We start from the raw sequence: 17,957 nt of genomic DNA, 5'->3' as shown, positions 1-17,957 counted from the left end.
CTATCGAAATCAAAATGGCCAATCCGCGCGGTTTTTGCGCTGGAGTTGATCGCGCCATCGAAATCGTCAATCGCGCCCTGGATGTCTTTGGTGCGCCCATCTACGTGCGCCACGAAGTCGTGCACAACAAATTTGTGGTCGACAACCTGCGCGATCGCGGGGCGGTGTTTGTGGATGAGCTCCACGAAGTACCGGACGATGTGATTGTTATTTTCTCCGCTCACGGTGTTTCCCGTGCAGTGCGGGAAGAGGCCGAGCAGCGTGGCCTGAAAGTGTTTGATGCCACCTGCCCGCTGGTGACCAAGGTGCATATGGAAGTGCTCAAGTACAGTCAGGAGGGCCGCGAGTGTATTCTGATTGGCCACAAAGGCCATCCGGAAGTGGAAGGCACCATGGGTCAGTACGACGAAAGCCAGGGCGGCGCCATTTACCTCGTGGAAGACGCAGAGCAGGTTGCCAGCCTGCAAGTGAACAAGCCCGAACACCTGTCTTTTGTGACCCAGACCACCCTGTCGATGGATGATACCGCAGCGGTTATTGATGCCCTGCGCGCCAGATTCCCGGCCATCGAAGGTCCGCGCAAAGATGACATCTGCTATGCCACCCAGAACCGCCAGGATGCAGTGAAAACTCTGGCCGACCAAGCGGATCTGGTGCTGGTGGTGGGTTCCCCCAATTCCTCCAACTCCAATCGTCTGCGCGAGCTGGCCGAGCGCAAGGGTTGTCAGGCGCATCTGATCGACGCGGCGCAAGACATCCAGCCACAGTGGTTGGAAGGCGTGAAAGCGATTGGTATCACCGCCGGCGCCTCCGCCCCGGAAGTGCTGGTGCAGGACGTAATTGCCAGACTCTGTGAGTTGGGTGCGACCACACCGGTTGAGCTGGACGGGCGCCCGGAAAACATCACCTTCTCTCTGCCGCGTGAACTGCGTTGGGTCGACGCCACCGCTAAGTGATCCCGGTCACGGTTTTTGCATGCCGTGACCGCTTATCCCCTTAATCCTACCGTTTGTCGCAACCCGGCTGCATTTGTGTGCGGTGTGGACGAGTATCTCAGTCATAAATCCGAAAAGAGCGATGGGATACGCCAATGGGCTCAGCGAGGCAGACACAGGGTTTCACCCTCATAGAAATGATGATCGTGGTGGCGATGATTGCGATTATTGCCACCATTGCACTTGGGAGCTATCGCGATAGTACCGTGCGGGCCAATCGAAGTGCCGCCGCGAGTTATACTCTCGAAGTGGCCAATCTACAGGAGCGCTTTCTGCTGGATAACCGTGCTTATGCTGCTGACATGACCGCGCTCGGCGCAACGGCGCCACCCGAAGTGTCTGACAATTACACGGTAACGACTACCAATGACATCAACAATGATGGCACCGTAGATTCACCTCCGGCCTATCAAGTTACGGCGACGCCGACCGGTGCTCAGGCCAGCGACGATACCGATTGTGGCTGGTTGCGCATTAACAACCTCGGTGCCAAAACTTCTCAACATTCAGGTGCACGATGCTGGCGTTAGGTAAAAACAGGGGTTTCACCCTGATGGAAATGCTGGTCACGCTAGCGGTGGTGGCCATTGTTGCGTCGCTGGCGGTGCCCTCATTCCAGAATATGATTGCGACCCAGCGGGTGCGTAGTGCGGCCAATGATCTGGTGGCCTCGTTGAACTTTGCGCGTAGTGAGGCGGTAAAGCGCAATGCTACCGTGACGATGACGCCGGCGGCCGGAGGATGGAGTGATGGCTGGACAGTGGCAAGCGGTGGGAACAATCTGCGCGTACAGGATGGGTTCACCGGTATAACGCTTACCGGTACGCCTTCCGCAACAGCTTTCAGTTTTGGCGGTGATGGCCGCCGCAATGGCGCGGATGTGGAAGTGGAAATTACGCCGCCGAGTGGCTCGGGATCGTCTACTCAATGTGTAAATCTTTCGGCGACAGGCAAGCCTTCTTTGAAATCCGGGAGTTGCTGATGAAGAGGCATCTGAAACAGCGCGGTATCGGGATGATTGAGTTGCTGATCGCCTTGTTGGTGTCGCTGGTGGCATTGATGGGAGCGGCGGGGCTGGTTGTGCGCACAGTGCAGCAGGAAGCTGAATCCTATCAGCGGCTGCAGGCCTTGACCTTGGTCCAGGATATGGTGGACCGAATCAATGTGAATCGTCAGGTGGTTACCTGTTACAGCAACGGGGCGAATGGAGAGGAATTCGGTACAGGGGTAACTTTTGGTACAGACGTTCAGGATTGCGGCAGCAGTGCTCAGCAGAACAGGGCCGACGCCGATATGCTGGCCTGGCATAACGCCCTTCTCGGAGCCTCTGAGAAGGATGCAAGCGACGCGACCGTCAATCTCGGTGCCATGATTGATGCCCGAGGATGCATAGAACAGGTCGATGCTGCGAATCGTTTGTATCGCGTGACAGTCGCGTGGCAAGGTCTTAGTGATACCGTCGTGCCTACTAACAGTTGTGGTCAAAATCAATACGGACCTGAAACCCGTCGTCGTGCGGTAAGTGTTCTGGTCAGACTGGCGAATCTATCATGATGAAACAGACTTTAAATTTGCGTCAGCATGGTCTGACTCTGCTGGAAATCATGATTGCTTTAACGCTCGGCGCGTTTATGCTGGTCGGTATTATTAGTTTAATGGCATCAGTGAGCGCCACTCGGACTGAGTTAAATCGCAGCTCAGAACTTTCTGAAAACGGGCGTTACGCCATACAAATCCTCACTGATGAGATTGCCCTAGCCGGTTATCTTGGGCCTTATTTTAATGCCAGTATTGACTACACATCCCCAAATCCATGTGAGGACGGCACAACGCTCGCTAATCTTGGTATCAGCCTTACAGACTCAGACGGTGACAGCGCAGCGCCTGAATTACCAACGGCCGTTGAGGGTTTTGGCTATTCTTCATCGGCTGCGACGCCGTCCTGTTTCACTACCACCGATGCCAGTATTGTAACTAACGGTGAGGTTTTAGTTGTGCGTCGTGTCAGCGGGGATTCAGTTGCGCAATCGGCGGCTGTCGACGGCGACCCCTACCTGCAGATTTCTTCTTGCTCGCTGGATTCTGACGAATTTCGATTCAATACGGTCAAATCCAGCTTCACTTTGCGTGACGATGACTGCAACACCGCACGGGTGTGGCCCTATCGCGTCAGCTCTTTCTTTGTCTCCAGTTGCGACGAGTGTGACCCCAGCGACGGTATTCCCACGCTCAAAGTGGTTGAGTTTGTTAACGGCGACTTGGTTACACGCTCTCTAGTGGAGGGGATTCAGGATATTCACTTTGAATACGGTATCGATCTGGATGACAACGGAGCCCCCGATTGTTATGTGCCAGACCCGAGGGTAGATGATTTAACGGGTGTCGGCTGTCCTTCGGCAGGATCATCGAGTGACACTGAAAATTTCTCCAATGTTGTTTCTATTGCAGTTGCTGTGCTCGTACGCAGTATCGACCCCTTTCCTGGTTGGAATGACAATAAAACCTATGATCTCGGAGAAGCGGCGCGCGTGGGACCTTTTAACGACGCTTTTAAACGCCGGGTCTTTCGCAGCGTTATATTGATCCAAAACGTATCGGGGGTGCGTGAGTCATGAGGTCCCTAAGCAGAGAACGCGGAGCCACTCTGGTGATTGTTTTGGTCATGGTGGGTATTTTCATGATCATCGTTACCAGTCTGGTGTCGTCCAGCAATATTAATTTCAAAATTGCCGGCAACCAGCAGTATCGCATTGAAGCGAAGCTAGCGGCGCGAAATGGTATGGAGGCTTATATCAGTAACCCTGCCAACTTTGCGCTGCCACTCCCCGTAAACCCGGAAGAAATCGGTACTGATTTTAACGGTGATGGCGTCGATGACATGATTGCCTCCGTAGCCCCACCCAATTGCACCAAATCGACCATTATCAAAGTCCCGGAACTGGATGTCAGTAACCCCAATGAGGCACAGTGTTTAGGTAGTGGTTCAATGGCCTCTACCGGTATTTTCGGTGGTAGTGGCGGCGTGACCTCGGGCAATTCATGGTGTTCGAGAATGAACTGGGATGTGGCTTCAACCGTGGCCGATGGTGTTACTGGTGCCGGAATAGAAATGCATCAGGGTATTTATTTGCTGGCAATTGTTGGTACTAGCTGTCCCTAGGTCAGCAGGAGAGAGTTATGAGCATGAAAAAGTGGTTGTGTGTACTTTTTGCCTTCAGCGGCCTGGTGTCAGCAGAAGATATCGATCTCTTTACCGGTAATAACCCGGCGGGGGGGAACGAACCTACCGTACTGATTGCCTGGCATACCTCGGCCAATGCAAATGCGAATGTCACTCACGGTTGCACATATGACGACGGTACCGGTGCTCCCAGTATGGGGAATTCGGTGGCGGGTATGGAGCAGTGCTCCCTGGTTAATACCATGCTGGCTTTAAAGAACCTTCCTGAACTCTTGGGAAAGGTCAAAGTTGGTTTGATGGTGTTTAATAAAAATGGGATTGAAAATAGTTATCCGAATGGCCTGACCAAAGGCGGCGATGATTGCGGCTATCTTGTGCTCCAGCCAAAACTAATGCATGACGGACTCACGGATCCGGAAACCGGTGAGGTAAGTGAGTCCAGCACTATCGACAGTTTCGTCGCGATGGTGAAATCCTTCCAAGACAGCACGAACAACAGCATTCTGGCGAATCAGGCCCAAACCGGCGATATGGTGGCGGAAACCTGGGCAGCATTGAACGGGTTAAGCACTTCCTGCTCGGGTACCGATTATTCCAGTGTTACAACGGTATCAACTGAGTGTCGGGATGCTGTTGTGGTCTATCTAGGAAATGCGACCAAAGAAAATGCGTCGGTAAAAGACGGAACAGGCAGCCCTGAAACCGTGCTTAGCAATGAGCTGATTAATGCATTTAGCTATGCGCAAGGTTCAGATGAGCACAACTTTTACATGACACCGATAGCGGTTACCAATCTGACCAATTCGGGCAGCGCTAATGGAGGCTATTGGGCTGACGAATGGACACGATTTATGAAGCGCGTCAATGTCAGCGACAGTGCCCAAGCAGACCGCAATATTTCCACCTACACCATAGCGGTCTATGACCCGGACCCCAACCTTGCCAGCAAAATAGACGAAGAGATATTTTTCTACGGTAAGATGGCAAGCATGGGTGGCGGTGATTCCTATGAGGTTGAGTTCGACCAACCTGGAAAATTGACCAATATATTTATCGATATATTCAACGAGGTGCAGGCGGTAAACAGCGTGTTCTCTTCCGCCACGCTGCCGGTAAGCGCCAACACTCAGGGTACCTTCCTTAATCAGATATACATTGCCATGTTTCGGCCGGATGCCTCCGCCGGGCCGCGCTGGCTGGGTAACCTGAAGCAATACCAGCTGGGCTTCGATGCCAGTGGCACGATTGTGTTGACCGATGCGACGCAGGATCCAAGTTCCGGGCCAGTAACCTCTGCGACCAATATCAATACCGGTACGCTCAAAGGAACAGCGGCCAGTTTTTGGACGACAAATACACCGTCGGGCCAGGCTGATTGGCCGACAGAAGCCGATGAGGGTTTCGGTTTTTGGGTGAATAGTCCCAGTGGGGATGCGCGATCTTTCGATAAGCCCGATGGTGATCTGGTGGAAAAAGGCGGTGCAGGTCAGATTGCGCGAGTACAGTATTTAACCAGTCAGGCAGCGCGTAAAGTTTACACCTGTAACAGCACAGCCTGTCCGACCAATGCGACCCTTCCGGAGTTTTCCACGTCAAACAATACTCTGACGAGTAATGCCGATACGTTGTTTGCCTTGTCATCCAGCGGTGCGGGCTCTGCCGCGATCCGAGCTGGTTCAATAGACAAGTTGAACGTAACTTATGCCTGTGAATCTATTAAAGTCCGAGGTGTGAATACCACGTACTGTAATTTTTACGAAGCGGTAGCAGGGACTTTGCCCGCTGTTCGGGCTGAGTCAGGAAATGGACAAAATCAAGTTGCCGCCGATCACGTGGATATCACGCCTACAGATGCCACTTTCCTGCCTCAGACTGATTGTAATAATGCGATGACTGATGCAAATACCTGTGAGGTGCTGGAGACAGGCACCCACTCCGTAAGTGGTTTGAAATACTTCAGGGTCAAAATGCCTTCGATGCCGGCGGGTGCCAATAATGGTGGCAATCAACTCGAGGTTACAGTTTATCGGTACTCGACTGACGCGGTTGTCACTCAGAATAGTCACGGTTTCTCCACAGGTGAGCAGATAACACTAAGTTCCTGCGCGATCTCGGCGAGTGAAACCGTAAACGGCGGCGCTGGTGTAGGTTTGAATCAGATGACGGGTGGTTCATTTGTCACCGAAGCTGCGACCATCAATACAGCCAACTCCTATACGATCGAGTTAAATAATGTTGCCTTGGGCAGTCATGACGTTACCTGTCAGGGCGAAACCTTGCTGAGTGGGACTAACTTGATTCAATGGGTTCGCGGCGAAGATGTGGCAAACAACGAGAACTTAGAGGGGCCGTGTCCGCTGAATAATGATGGCACTCGTAAGTATCCCGATGGCACAACAAGCTGCAATATCAATATTAGGCCATCGATACATGGCGACGTGTTGCATTCGCGCCCTGCCGTTATCAACTTTGGGGATATTAATGGAGACAATCCCTCAGGGGAAACCGATGTCATCGTATTTTATGGCGCAAATGATGGTCTCTACCGCGCGATAAATGGCAACCAGACTCGCTCCATTACGCTGGCAGATGGTCGCGTGATCCCTGCGGGTGGTGAACTTTGGAGTTTTGTCGCGCCGGAGTTCTTCACCAAGTTGCCGCGTTTGTTCAACGACGCTCCTAGGATTGACTATACCGGTGTTGTCGATGATGAAGCGATTCCTCGGGATTACTTCTTTGACGGCATTACGTCCATATTGCAAGACAAGCGCACAACTGGAGCGACGGCTGGTAAGTCCTATATCTTTTTGACAGCGCGACGCGGTGGTGCTGTAGTCTACGCGATGGATGTTACTGACCCGACGCAGCCCCCAAAAATTCTCTGGAAGAAAACCAATGCGGATATACCGGAGCTAGCCCAGACTTGGTCGCAGCCCAAGATTGTTGAGATTAAGGGGCACGCCAATCCGGTTATGATTATGGCTGCCGGGTATGATGCCGATGTAGAGGATTGCGAGCCGGCGGGACAGTGCGTTGACAGTAATGGCAATGCAGTGACGCGTACGACCGATGAAGGTCGCGGTATTATTATTCTAGATGTGACCGATGGTAGTCTGGTGTGGGCTGCATTAGGGGATTGCTCAGGTGTGGCCGGTGCAACCAGTAGCAACTGTTTTGATAACAGTGACTTTACTGTCGATTTTGACAAGTCCTTTGCTGCCGATGTGACAGTGGTAGATCGCAACTTTGACGGTGTTGTCGACAGACTGTATGCGGCCGATGTTGGGGGTGGTATCTGGCGGGTGGATTTGGAGCCCGATGGCTACAGTACGACACCGACGCCTGCTGATTTCCAGCTTATCAAAATTGCCGATATCAGCGGTACTGGCAATGATGCCCGCAAATTTCTGTTTGCCCCCGACGTTGTGCCCACGAATAACTTCGACGCGGTGGTAGCGGTGACCGGCGACCGGGAGCACCCTCTATTTACGAGCGACTCTACGCCTGGTTTGGCTTATAACGTGACGAACCGCTTTTACATGATAAAGGATACGGTGTCCTACGACGGAGACCCAAATCGTTCCGTGGCTCATGAGCAATCCCGGGCGGTGTTAACAGAAGCTGATTTGTTTAACCGTACCGTTGGGCGCTGCCTGGATGCCAATAATGCCCCGGTCGACTGCACGTATAACTCGTCGACCGGAAAGTATGAGGACGCGAATGGCACGGAAGTCACTTTGGTTGATTTCGATGGTAATGGCGATTTGTTCGACGGCTACTACTTCAGTTTCGCCGGTGCTGGTGAAAAGGGGGTTAACGCCCCCGTAGTTGTGGCGGGCAATGTGTTCTTTGCCACCAATCAGCCGGACGCTGTGCCTGAAGATTCCTGTACCGCTAATCTGGGTAAGGCGCGGGGCTATAAGGTTAACTTCCTGACAGGCGATGCGACGACCAACGTGTTTGTCGGTGGCGGTATGCCGCCATCGCCAATCGCTGGGCTGGTCACGATTGGCGATGAAACAGTGCCGTTTATTATTGGTGGTGAAGGACCCTCGGCCTTTGACCCCAGTACGCCGACCCTGAACCTTGATCCGGGCCGCAAGCGCACCTACTGGTACTACAAATAACCCTCAATCCGCCCGTCGCGCACGCGGCGGGCGGGGCTTGCGTTTGGCCTGAGTGTTGTTGCCCGCATTGCCGCCGCGATTCTGAGCAGGCCGCTGTGGGCCGCGTGGTTTGGCCCGTGGCTTTTGCGGTTTGCGAATGGGCTGTGATGCGGGCACTTCATGATTCGGCTCAAAACCATCCACGTATTCCCGTGTCAGACTTTTGCCAATCAGTTGCTCTATCTGTTGCAGTTGCTTGAATTCATCCGCGCTGACCAGTGAGACCGCTTCGCCCTCGGCGCCGGCGCGGCCGGTGCGGCCAATGCGATGTACGTAGTCTTCCGCTACGTTGGGCAGGTCAAAGTTCACCACGTGGGGGAGCTGAGAAATATCCAGTCCGCGCGCGGCAATGTCGGTGGCGACCAATACCTGCACTTTGTTCTTTTTGAATTCGCTCAGCGCCCGTTCGCGGGCCGCCTGGCTTTTATTACCGTGAATGGCCGCAGAGTTAATGCCGGCGCTGTCCAGCTTCTTGGCCAGTTTGTTGGCGCCGTGTTTGGTGCGACTGAACACCAGTACCTGATACCAGCCCTGGGATTTGATCAGCTGAATCAACAGGTCTGGCTTGCGGGCCTTGTCCACTGGGTGAATCACCTGCGTTACCGAGGTTGCAGTGGTGTTGCGCGGCGAAACTGAGATTTCCTCTGGATTATTCATCAAGCCCTTGGCCAGGGTGCGAATATCGCCCGAGAAGGTCGCGGAGAACAGCAGGTTCTGGCGCTGTTTGGGCAGCACGTTCAAAATCTTTTTGATGTCGTGAATAAAACCCATATCCAGCATGCGGTCGGCTTCGTCGAGCACCAGAATTTCCAACTGGTCAAAACGCACGGCGTTTTGCTGGTAGAGGTCGAGCAGGCGGCCGGGGGTAGCGACCAGAATATCGACGCCCTTGCGCAGGGCCATCATCTGCGGGTTGATTTTTACTCCGCCAAACACCACGGCGCTGCGCAGGTTCATATGCTGGCCGTAATCCTGCACGCTCTGGCCAACCTGCGCCGCGAGTTCGCGGGTCGGGGTCAGAATCAGTGCTCTGGCTTTATTGGGCTTGGCGCGCTCGCCACGGCTCAACAGCTCGAGAATGGGCAGGGTAAAGCCTGCCGTTTTGCCGGTGCCAGTTTGTGCTGCCGCCATCAGGTCTTGCTGTTTCAGCACGACGGGAATGGCTTGGGCTTGAATGGGTGACGGCGTTTCGTAGCCTTTCTGGGCAATGGCTTTTAAAAGGGGTTCGGAAAGGCCGAGAGTGGTAAATGACATAGGGGTTACCAGACGTTCGACGATTCAGTCGAGCCCGAGAATAAAGGTAGGTGTCGGTGAATCGTACGAGGATAAATGGTGCCCAGGAGAGGACTTGAACCTCCACGGCCTTGCGGCCACTAGCACCTGAAGCTAGCGTGTCTACCAATTTCACCACCTGGGCATAGATGGGAAAGTGGGGTCATGTGACCCGAGGCGCGCAATTTACTGATACAGGGATGCTTTGTCAATGCCAGTGCGTATAATGGATCCGATTTTTTACGAATTCGCAAATAAGCTGAGGTAAGCACCTTTATATGGCAAAACGCCGTCCACCGGCCGATCCCCATGCCGAGCGGGAAGCAGCCCGCTACGATAATCCCATCCCCAGTCGAGAAGCTATTCTCGAGGTACTGGACAGCAAACCCCTTACTGAAAAGCAGCTGGCCAAAGAGCTTGGCATGCACGATGCCGACGCTGAGGCGGAAGAAGCCCTGCGCCGCCGGGTGCGGGCGATGCTGCGCGACAAGCAGTTGACGGCCAGCAAGTCGGGGCGGCTGGAGCCCGCTGAGCTGGAAATGCTGGAAGGCATTGTTCAGGCCAATAAAGACGGATTTGGTTTTGTTCTGCAGGAAGGCAAGGATATTTTTCTGACTGCCTGGCAGATGCAGCGTGTGTTTGACGGTGACCGTGTGCGCGTAGCGGTTGAAGGTTACGACCGACGCGGCCGGGCCATGGGCAACATTGTGCAGGTGCTTGAGCGCAACACGCGTCAGGTAGTTGGACGCTATGATGTTCGAGACGGCGAGCCCTGTGTAGTCTGTGAGGGCAAAGTATCCCATGTGGTTGGCCTTGAGGATTTGTCGGGCGCCACACCTGAAATCGGCGACTATGTGACAGTGGCCATCACCCGTCAGCCTGAGATTAAAAAGCCGCCGTTGGGCTCAATCGTGGAAGTGCTCGGTGATGTGAATCACCCGGGCGTGGCGACCGACGTTGCCATACGCCAGCACGACATACCTCACGAGTGGCCGGACGAAGTCGAACGCGAGGCGCGGCGCTTTGCGGCCGAGCCTTCCGAAGAGGACAAGAAGGCGCGGGTTGATCTGCGCAAGCTGCCGCTGATTACGATTGACGGTGAAGACGCCCGTGACTTCGATGACGCGGTTTACTGTGAGCCAAAGAAGAACGGCGGTTGGCGCCTGTGGGTGGCAATAGCCGATGTGTCTCACTATGTGTCGATCGGTTCGGCGCTGGATGAAGAGGCACAAAAACGCGCGACCTCGGTGTACTTTCCCGACCGCGTGGTGCCCATGTTGCCGGAGGTGCTGTCGAACGGCTTGTGCTCCCTGAAGCCAGAAGTCGAACGCCTGTGCATGGTCTGTGAAATGACCGTCAGCGCGCAGGGCCGTTTGAGTGGTTACACCTTTTATGAGGGCGTGATGCGCTCTCACGCCCGCTTCACCTATAACGAGGTGGCGGCGCTGTTGAACGGCGAGGCCGACGAAGAGCTGCAGCGTCGTCGCAGGGGCTTTATGCCGCAGCTGCGCGATCTGCATGATCTGTACAAGGCGCTGCGTTTTGCCCGTGACCAGCGTGGTGCCATTGACTTTGAAACGGTCGAAACCAAGGTAGTCTACGACAAGCAGCACCGCATTGCCGAAATCGTGCCGGTGCAGCGCAATGATGCCCACAAGATCATTGAGGAATGCATGTTGTGCGCCAATGTCGCGACCGCCCGCCTGCTGGAAAAAAGTGGTTTGCCTGCGCTGTTCCGAGTGCATGAGGCTCCCGGTGGCGACAAGCTGACCAATCTGCGCACCTTTCTCGGTGAAATAGGCCTGAACCTCGGTGGCGGTGAGGAGCCTTCGCCAACCGATTTTCAAGCGCTGCTGCAATCGGTGGCCGACCGGCCCGACGCCAGTGTGATACAGGTGATGATGCTGCGCTCCCTGAAGCAGGCCATGTATCAGCCGGACAACGGCGGTCATTTTGGGCTTCACTACCAGGCTTACGCCCACTTTACCTCGCCCATTCGCCGTTATCCGGATTTGCTGGTACACCGCTGCATTCGCTATCTGCTGCGCAGTAATGCGGAGCTTACTCAGATTGCGCCGCAAAAGGGCGCAAAGAAGCTCAAGCAGTCAGAGATTTATCCCTACGACACCGGTGCCATGGTGAGCCTCGGTGAGCATTGTTCCATGGCCGAACGTCGCGCTGACGATGCCAGCCGCGATGTGATGGCCTGGCTCAAGTGCGAGTATCTGCACGAGCGGGTAGGGGAGACCTACGATGCCATTATTACCGCCGTGACCGGCTTTGGTTTCTTTGCGGAAATGAAGCCACTTTATATGGAGGGGCTGGTTCACATTGGCGCCCTCGGCAAGGACTTCTACCAGTTTGATGCGGCACGCCAGCGTCTGGTGGGCGAGCGCAATCGGGATGTGTTTGCGCTGGGTGATTCGATCAGCGTGCAGATCCTCAGTGTCGACGTGGAAAACCGCAAGGTAGAGCTGGGGCTGGTGGATGTCGGTACCAGTGCGGCGGGCAAGAAGCGAAAGCTGACCAAGCGCGAACAGATTGCCCGGGGGCAGTTTGATGAAAAACCTGCGGGTAAGGGCGGCGCGAGTAAGGGGCGCTCGGACAAGAAAGCCAAACCGGATGAGCGCAGCGGGCCTCGCAAGCGCCGCAGGAAACGCTAGACAGGGAGTTCGAGCTTGAAGGAAGTGATTTTCGGGCTGCACGCGGTCACAACTGCCCTGGAGAAGCGGTCGGAGGATATTGCCCGGCTGCTGGTGCAGAAAGGTCGGCAGGACAAGCGCCTGCAGGCGCTGCTGGACCTGGCGGCTGAGCGCGGAGTTAGCATTGCGACATTGCCGCGCGAAGAGCTGGACGCGCTGGTGTCCGGTCGGCATCAGGGTGTGATTGCTGAAGTTCATGCCAATGAGGCGCCTCGCTATAGCGAAAAGCAGATTCCAGAGATTCTGGCCGGCCTTGCCTCGCCGGCGCTGATTCTGGTGCTGGACGGTGTGACCGACCCGCATAATCTGGGCGCCTGTCTGCGCAGCGCGGACGCAGCGGGTGTGGGTTTGGTGATTGCGCCCAAGGACAAGGCGGTGGGCCTGACCTCGGTGGCGCGCAAGGTGGCCTGTGGCGCAGCGGAAACTGTGCCCTTTGTGCAGGTCACCAATCTCGCGCGCACCCTTAAACAGCTGCAGGAGGCCGGTATCTGGCTGGTGGGCTTGGCGGGTGAGGCGGAACAGCTGCTTTACGAGATCGACCTCACCGGGCCGGTGGGTATTGTGATGGGGGCCGAGGGCAGCGGGCTGCGGCGCCTGACCCGCGAACACTGCGATTATCTGGCCAAATTACCCATGGCGGGCGCAGTCAGCAGTCTCAATGTGTCAGTGGCAACCGGCGTGACCTTGTTCGAAGCAGTGCGTCAGCGCGCCGGATAGGCCAAATTTCAGCCGATTTTGCTTGCAACTGGGGCGCCACTTGCCTAGAATCCCGCGTCTTAATTTTCTGTCGTCGCCTGCAATGGCGGCGGCCTCCTTGCCACACCGCGCCTGAGTCGGGTGGCTAAATCCACAAGGAGATGCGTATGCGTCACTATGAAGTTGTGTTCATGGTCCATCCGGACCAGAGCGAGCAGGTTCCGGGTATGATCGAGCGTTATACCCAGACGATCGAAAAAGATGGCGGCAAGGTTCACCGTCTTGAAGACTGGGGCCGTCGTCAGCTGGCCTACCCTATCGAAAAAATCCACAAAGCCCACTACGTTCTGATGAACGTCGAAGCCTCCGCTGAAGCCATGGAAGAGCTGCGTACCGGCTTCCGCTTCAACGATGCGGTTCTGCGCGACATGATTATCCGTTGCGAAGAAGCCGTCACTGAAGAGTCGCCCATCATGAAGGCCGAGAAAGAAAGCCGTGACCGTCGTGGTCGTGGCAGCGATCGCCCGCGTCGTGATGACAGCGACAACAGCTCTGATGACAGCAACAATGAGTCTTCAGAAGAAAAATCGACAGCAGAAGCTGACGAGTAACAGCGGACAGGTTTGGGAGAGTAAGACATGGCACGTTTTTTCCGTCGTCGCAAATTTTGCCGCTTTACAGCGGAAGGCGTTGATCAGATCGACTACAAGGATCTGGACACCCTGAAGGCGTATGTTTCAGAGACTGGCAAGATTGTTCCCAGTCGCATTACCGGCACCAAAGCCAAGTATCAGCGCCAGCTGGCCACTGCGGTCAAGCGCGCGCGTTACCTGGCTCTGCTGCCTTACACTGACGGCCATCAGTAAGCGATAGTAAGCCCACTCCATGCGCGCTCTGGCCGAATTCATTATGAGAGGGCGCACACAGGCGGTTGCAGTGTCTGTGTTGGCGGTGGGAACCGTGTTTTTTGCCTGGATAGGCGCTGCAGCTGTTGCTCTGGTGACACTGCGCAAAGGCAGTACCCAAGGCGTTTATCTGTTGGCTTGGACTCTGCTGCCGGCAGCGGTTATTGCCCTTCAGGGCAGTGATCTCGGCCCGCTCACCACGCTGGTGGGTGTGTATATAGCGGCCTGCGCCCTGCGTGCAGGGGGCTGGCCACTGGCGTTGCTGGCTATCAGCGCTACCGGGCTGGTGTTGGCACTGCTGATGAATACGGTCGCTGTGGCCCAGTCGCAGCAGATTGCCGACATGCTGGCCCAGTTGGGTGAGCAGCTGCGGTCAAGCAACCCGCAGATGGTGATGCCGGCGCTGAATGCGACCGACATCGCAGGTATGATCGGAATGATCAATGCCTGGACTGTGGTGCTGGGTCTGGTGCTCGCTCGCTGGTGGCAGGCGATGCTCTACAACCCGGGTGGTTTTCGCAGTGAGTTTCACAGTCTGCGTTTGCCGCAAACCCTTGTGGTTGGCCTGTTACTGGGCGTTCTGTTGCTGGTCAGCAGCGGTCAGTGGGCAAACTGGGCAATGGTGTTGCAGGTGCCGTTGACGGTGGCGGGCTTCGCTCTGGTGCACGCACTGGCTGCGCGATTTGGCCTTGGGGCCGGTGCACTGACGGTAGTTTATGGTTTGTGGGCGATGTTGCTGCCCCTGCGCTGGCTGGTACAACTGCTGGCCGTGACTGACAGTTTTATTGATGTGAGAAAGCGCTTGCCGGTCCGCAACAGCGGCGAGTAAGCGCGAACAGAGGACGAAATCATGCAAGTCATTTTGCTGGAAAACGTAGGCAAGCTGGGCGAACTGGGCGACCAGGTCAATGTGAAGTCCGGCTATGGCCGTAACTTCCTGATTCCCTTCGGCAAAGCGGTTCCCGCCACCGAGGTGAATATCAAGGAATTCGAACAGCGTCGCGCCGAGCTGGAAGCGGCTGCCGCCGAGAAGCGCAGCGCTGCCGAGAAGCGTGCTGAAGCGCTGAACGAACTGGTAGTTACCATCGAAGCCAATGCTGGTGACGAAGGCAAGCTGTTTGGCTCTATCGGTACTCGCGACATCGCTGAAGCGGTCAGCAAGGCCAGCAACAGCGAAGTGGTCAAGGCCGAAGTGCTGCTGCCGGAAGGTGTTATTCGCGAAGTAGGCGAATACGACATCGACCTCAAGCTGCACCCGGAAGTAACGACTTCCATCAAGCTCGTTGTAGTTGCTGAGTAAGCTGCTGAGTAAGCTGCTGAGTAAAACTGCAGCAAGGCTTAGCGCCTGATCTTGAGTGCGGGCTTTCAGAAGCTCGCATTTCGAAAAGCATCCGTCAGCGGGTGCTTTTTTTTTGTGTCGATATCCCCCAGAATGACGGGCCAAGAGCAATAAGCAGCCCATGCAAAGCGAAACCTACGACGACGTCCCACCGCCCTTCGATGAGCTCGATGTGGCCACCCTCAAGCTGCCGCCCCATTCACTGGAAGCGGAACAGTCGGTGCTGGGCGGCCTGCTGATTCGCGGCGAAGCCTGGGACACCGTGGCAGATCTGGTCACGGAATCTGATTTCTTCCAGCCCCGTCATCGTCATATCTACGCCAAAATGGCTGCGCTGGTCGACGCCGAGCAGCCCATCGATGTGGTCACGTTGGCGGAAGCCCTCGACAAGAGCGACCAGCTGGATGATTGCGGGGGTATTGCCTATCTTGCGGAGCTGGCGGGCAATACGCCGGCGGTGGCCAATATCCGGGCCTATGCCGAAGTGGTGCGCGAGCGCGCCACCCTGCGCTCGCTGATTGAGGCGGCCCAGCGCATTGCCGACAGCGGTTTTCACCCAGACGGGCGCAACAGCGCCGACCTGCTGGATGCGGCCGAGCGCGAAATCATGCAGATCAGCGAGGACCGCCCGAAGGAGGGTGGCCCGCAGGCGGTCAATCCGCTGCTGAGCAAGGCGGTAGACCGCATTGATGAGCTGTTCCGCAGCGATGCGGCGCTGACCGGGATCAGTACCGGTTTTAAAGAGTTGGACGATATGACCTCGGGCTTGCAGAAGTCGGATTTGGTTATCGTCGCCGCCAGACCGTCGATGGGTAAAACCACCTTCGCCATGAACCTGGTGGAGCACGCGGTGCTCAATGATGACCGGCCGATGGTCGTATTCAGTATGGAAATGCCTGCCGAGCAGCTGATGATGCGGATGCTGTCCTCCATTGGTCGCATCGATCAGACCAAAGTGCGCACTGGTAAGCTGGATCAGGAAGACTGGCCCAAGCTCAGCGCGGCGGTAAATAAGCTGAAAGACCGGCCGCTGTTTATCGATGACACGCCGGCACTGACACCCACCGAAGTGCGCTCTCGCACCCGCAAGATTGCGCGGGAGCACGGTGATATCGGCATGATCATGCTCGATTACCTGCAGTTGATGCAGGTGGCCGGTCGTGGGGGCGAGGGGCGAACCGCCGAGATTTCGGAAATCTCCCGCTCCCTGAAAGGCATCGCCAAGGAGTTTAATTGCCCGGTGGTAGCGCTGTCGCAGCTGAACCGCGCCCTGGAGCAGCGGCCGAACAAACGCCCGGTAAACTCGGACCTGCGTGAATCCGGCGCCATCGAGCAGGATGCGGACGTGATCATGTTTATCTATCGCGACGAGGTCTACAACGAAGAGACCGATCAGAAAGGGGTGGCAGAGATCATTATCGGCAAGCAGCGGAATGGCCCGATTGGCACAGCGCGTCTGGCCTTTATCGGCAAGTACACCCGCTTCGATAATCTCGCCTTTACCGGTTACGAAAGCGACTACTGATCAGCTTTTGTCTTCAGCCGTGTCATCGTCAGCGCTGTCTTCGCGCTTGCCGAGAAACTGGCTGAAGAAAATCCCCGCCTCAAACAAAAGCCACATGGGCACCGCCAGCAGGCATTGCGAGAAAATGTCGGGCGGTGTCAGCAGCATGGCCACCACAAAGCAACCGACAATCACGAAAGGGCGTTTCTGTTTCAGCGATTCCCGCTCAACCGCTCCGCTCCAGATCAGCAGTACTGTTGCGATCGGAATTTCAAAGGCAATGCCAAAGGCCATAAACAGTTTCAGCGCGGTGTCGAGAAAGCGGGTGATATCCGGGGTGTAGGCAACGCCTTCAGGCACCACGCTGCTGAAAAAACCAAATACCAGCGGGAATACGGCGTAGTAGGCAAAGGCCAGTCCGGCATAGAACAGAATAATGCTCGACACCAAAAGGGGCAGCGCGATGCGTTTTTCATGGCGGTACATGCCTGGGGCCACAAAGCCCCAGATCTGCTGTAGAACCACGGGCATGGCCAGGCAGACGCTCACCACGATCACCAGTTTAAAGGGCGTCAGGAAGGTTGAGGCGACCTCGGTGGCTATCATGCTGCTGCCGTCTGGCAAATAGCGGGTCAGAGGCTGGGCGACAAAGGCATAGATGTCATTGGCAAAGGCCATCAGTGCAACCGCGAATACCAGAACGGCGAGGATGCAGCGCAACAGGCGGTCGCGCAATTCGGTCAGGTGTTGCACCAGCGGTTGGCCGGTATCGTTTTCTGCGCCTGTGCTCATGAGGATTTTCGGTCTGCTTCGCCGGGGTCGGCGCCGTTTGGCTTGTCGGGATCGGGGCTTTCGTCAGCGCCGGGTTTCACCACACCGCTGATATCGTATTCCAGCGATTGAAGATCGCTTTGGGTGGAGCGGAATTCCTTCTCGACGGAGCTGAAGCTGTCTTTCAATGAATCCTCGGTTTCCTTGAGGTTGGCGAGGATGGATTCGTTGTGCAGCTGCTGTTTGATTTCGTCGGCGCCTACTTCGCGCTCGATCTCGTTTTTCAGCGCGGTAAAGCTGCGCCGCAGCCGGCCGAGCCACAGCGAAACGGTGCGCACGGCACCGGGCAGGCGCTCGGGACCAAGCACCAGCAGGCCGACCACAAAGATCAGAACCAGTTCAGCAAAACCGATGTCGAACATAGTG

The 17,957-nt window shown here is 55.9% G+C and carries 17 protein-coding genes and 1 tRNA gene; 14 read left to right on the top strand and 4 right to left on the bottom strand.

The genetic code is table 11. The annotated features are described in order from the left end of the window. The first annotated feature begins 2 nt into the window (after nt 1–2). The 7 genes from ispH to ABY734_RS08010 all read left to right on the top strand — a co-directional run bounded on the left by ispH (nt 3) and on the right by ABY734_RS08010 (nt 8,303). The gene (ispH, locus tag ABY734_RS08040; protein WP_372778544.1) at nt 3–956 is read left to right on the top strand and encodes a 4-hydroxy-3-methylbut-2-enyl diphosphate reductase; all 954 of its coding nucleotides are present in this window, start codon (nt 3–5) and stop codon (nt 954–956) included. 134 nt (nt 957–1,090) lie between these two features. Continuing rightward, nucleotides 1,091–1,525 carry a type IV pilin protein gene (locus ABY734_RS08035; RefSeq protein ID WP_372778457.1) on the top strand — a complete coding sequence of 145 codons (435 nt, stop codon included), beginning with the start codon at nt 1,091–1,093 and terminating at the stop codon, nt 1,523–1,525. After that, nucleotides 1,513–1,977 (top strand): GspH/FimT family pseudopilin, encoded by a 465-nt coding sequence (locus ABY734_RS08030; protein ID WP_372778456.1) that lies wholly within the window; start codon nt 1,513–1,515, stop codon nt 1,975–1,977. Before ABY734_RS08035 ends, ABY734_RS08030 begins: the two co-directional genes overlap by 13 nt. Further along, nucleotides 1,977–2,549, top strand: a complete 573-nt coding sequence (pilV, locus tag ABY734_RS08025; RefSeq protein WP_372778455.1) for a type IV pilus modification protein PilV — start codon at nt 1,977–1,979, stop codon at nt 2,547–2,549. The genes ABY734_RS08030 and pilV overlap by 1 nt, the downstream gene beginning before the upstream one ends. Beyond that, the gene (locus ABY734_RS08020; protein WP_372778454.1) at nt 2,546–3,610 is read left to right on the top strand and encodes a PilW family protein; all 1,065 of its coding nucleotides are present in this window, start codon (nt 2,546–2,548) and stop codon (nt 3,608–3,610) included. Before pilV ends, ABY734_RS08020 begins: the two co-directional genes overlap by 4 nt. 32 nt (nt 3,611–3,642) lie before the next feature. Continuing rightward, nucleotides 3,643–4,155: a pilus assembly protein gene (locus ABY734_RS08015; protein ID WP_372778453.1), complete on the top strand. Its 513-nt coding sequence runs from the start codon at nt 3,643–3,645 to the stop codon at nt 4,153–4,155. 17 nt (nt 4,156–4,172) lie between these two features. Further along, entirely contained in the window at nt 4,173–8,303 is a 4,131-nt protein-coding gene (locus ABY734_RS08010; RefSeq protein ID WP_372778452.1) for a hypothetical protein, read from the top strand. A 3-nt stretch (nt 8,304–8,306) separates the two neighbouring features. On the opposite strand, the gene ABY734_RS08005 is transcribed toward ABY734_RS08010, so the two are convergent. Both ABY734_RS08005 and ABY734_RS08000 read right to left on the bottom strand, forming a co-directional pair. Further along, the gene (locus ABY734_RS08005) at nt 8,307–9,596 is read right to left on the bottom strand and encodes a DEAD/DEAH box helicase (protein ID WP_372778451.1); all 1,290 of its coding nucleotides are present in this window, start codon (nt 9,594–9,596) and stop codon (nt 8,307–8,309) included. Between the two features lie 76 nt (nt 9,597–9,672). Further along, nucleotides 9,673–9,759 (bottom strand) — tRNA-Leu (locus tag ABY734_RS08000). A gap of 133 nt (nt 9,760–9,892) precedes the next feature. Here ABY734_RS08000 and rnr point away from each other — a divergent pair. The 7 genes from rnr to dnaB all read left to right on the top strand — a co-directional run bounded on the left by rnr (nt 9,893) and on the right by dnaB (nt 16,781). After that, on the top strand, nt 9,893–12,277 hold the full coding sequence (gene rnr / locus ABY734_RS07995) for a ribonuclease R (RefSeq protein WP_372778450.1): 2,385 nt from the start codon (nt 9,893–9,895) through the stop codon (nt 12,275–12,277). A gap of 15 nt (nt 12,278–12,292) precedes the next feature. Then, entirely contained in the window at nt 12,293–13,033 is a 741-nt protein-coding gene (rlmB, locus tag ABY734_RS07990; protein ID WP_372778449.1) for a 23S rRNA (guanosine(2251)-2'-O)-methyltransferase RlmB, read from the top strand. Between the two features lie 146 nt (nt 13,034–13,179). Then, a complete protein-coding gene (gene rpsF / locus ABY734_RS07985; protein ID WP_372778448.1) occupies nt 13,180–13,623 on the top strand; it encodes a 30S ribosomal protein S6 in 444 nt (147 codons plus the stop codon). 27 nt (nt 13,624–13,650) lie between these two features. Continuing rightward, nucleotides 13,651–13,878 (top strand): 30S ribosomal protein S18, encoded by a 228-nt coding sequence (rpsR, locus tag ABY734_RS07980; protein ID WP_372778447.1) that lies wholly within the window; start codon nt 13,651–13,653, stop codon nt 13,876–13,878. A 43-nt stretch (nt 13,879–13,921) separates the two neighbouring features. Further along, complete coding sequence (locus ABY734_RS07975; RefSeq protein WP_372778446.1) at nt 13,922–14,746, top strand: hypothetical protein; 825 nt, start codon at nt 13,922–13,924, stop codon at nt 14,744–14,746. A gap of 21 nt (nt 14,747–14,767) precedes the next feature. Further along, on the top strand, nt 14,768–15,217 hold the full coding sequence (rplI, locus tag ABY734_RS07970; protein WP_372778445.1) for a 50S ribosomal protein L9: 450 nt from the start codon (nt 14,768–14,770) through the stop codon (nt 15,215–15,217). Nucleotides 15,218–15,377: 160 nt separating this feature from the next. After that, entirely contained in the window at nt 15,378–16,781 is a 1,404-nt protein-coding gene (gene dnaB, locus ABY734_RS07965; RefSeq protein ID WP_372778444.1) for a replicative DNA helicase, read from the top strand. Here dnaB and tatC read toward each other — a convergent pair whose 3' ends face one another. Both tatC and tatB read right to left on the bottom strand, forming a co-directional pair. Continuing rightward, a complete protein-coding gene (gene tatC / locus ABY734_RS07960) occupies nt 16,782–17,552 on the bottom strand; it encodes a twin-arginine translocase subunit TatC (protein WP_372778443.1) in 771 nt (256 codons plus the stop codon). It lies immediately after the preceding gene. Next, the gene (tatB, locus tag ABY734_RS07955; RefSeq protein WP_372778442.1) at nt 17,549–17,953 is read right to left on the bottom strand and encodes a Sec-independent protein translocase protein TatB; all 405 of its coding nucleotides are present in this window, start codon (nt 17,951–17,953) and stop codon (nt 17,549–17,551) included. Before tatB ends, tatC begins: the two co-directional genes overlap by 4 nt. Nucleotides 17,954–17,957: the final 4 nt, after the last annotated feature.

Source organism: Litorivivens sp., assembly GCF_041624475.1.
GTDB lineage: Bacteria > Pseudomonadota > Gammaproteobacteria > Pseudomonadales > Spongiibacteraceae > Litorivivens.
The sequence above is the reverse complement of the archived record's forward strand: the minus strand, read 5'-3'. Positions and strand labels throughout refer to the sequence as shown.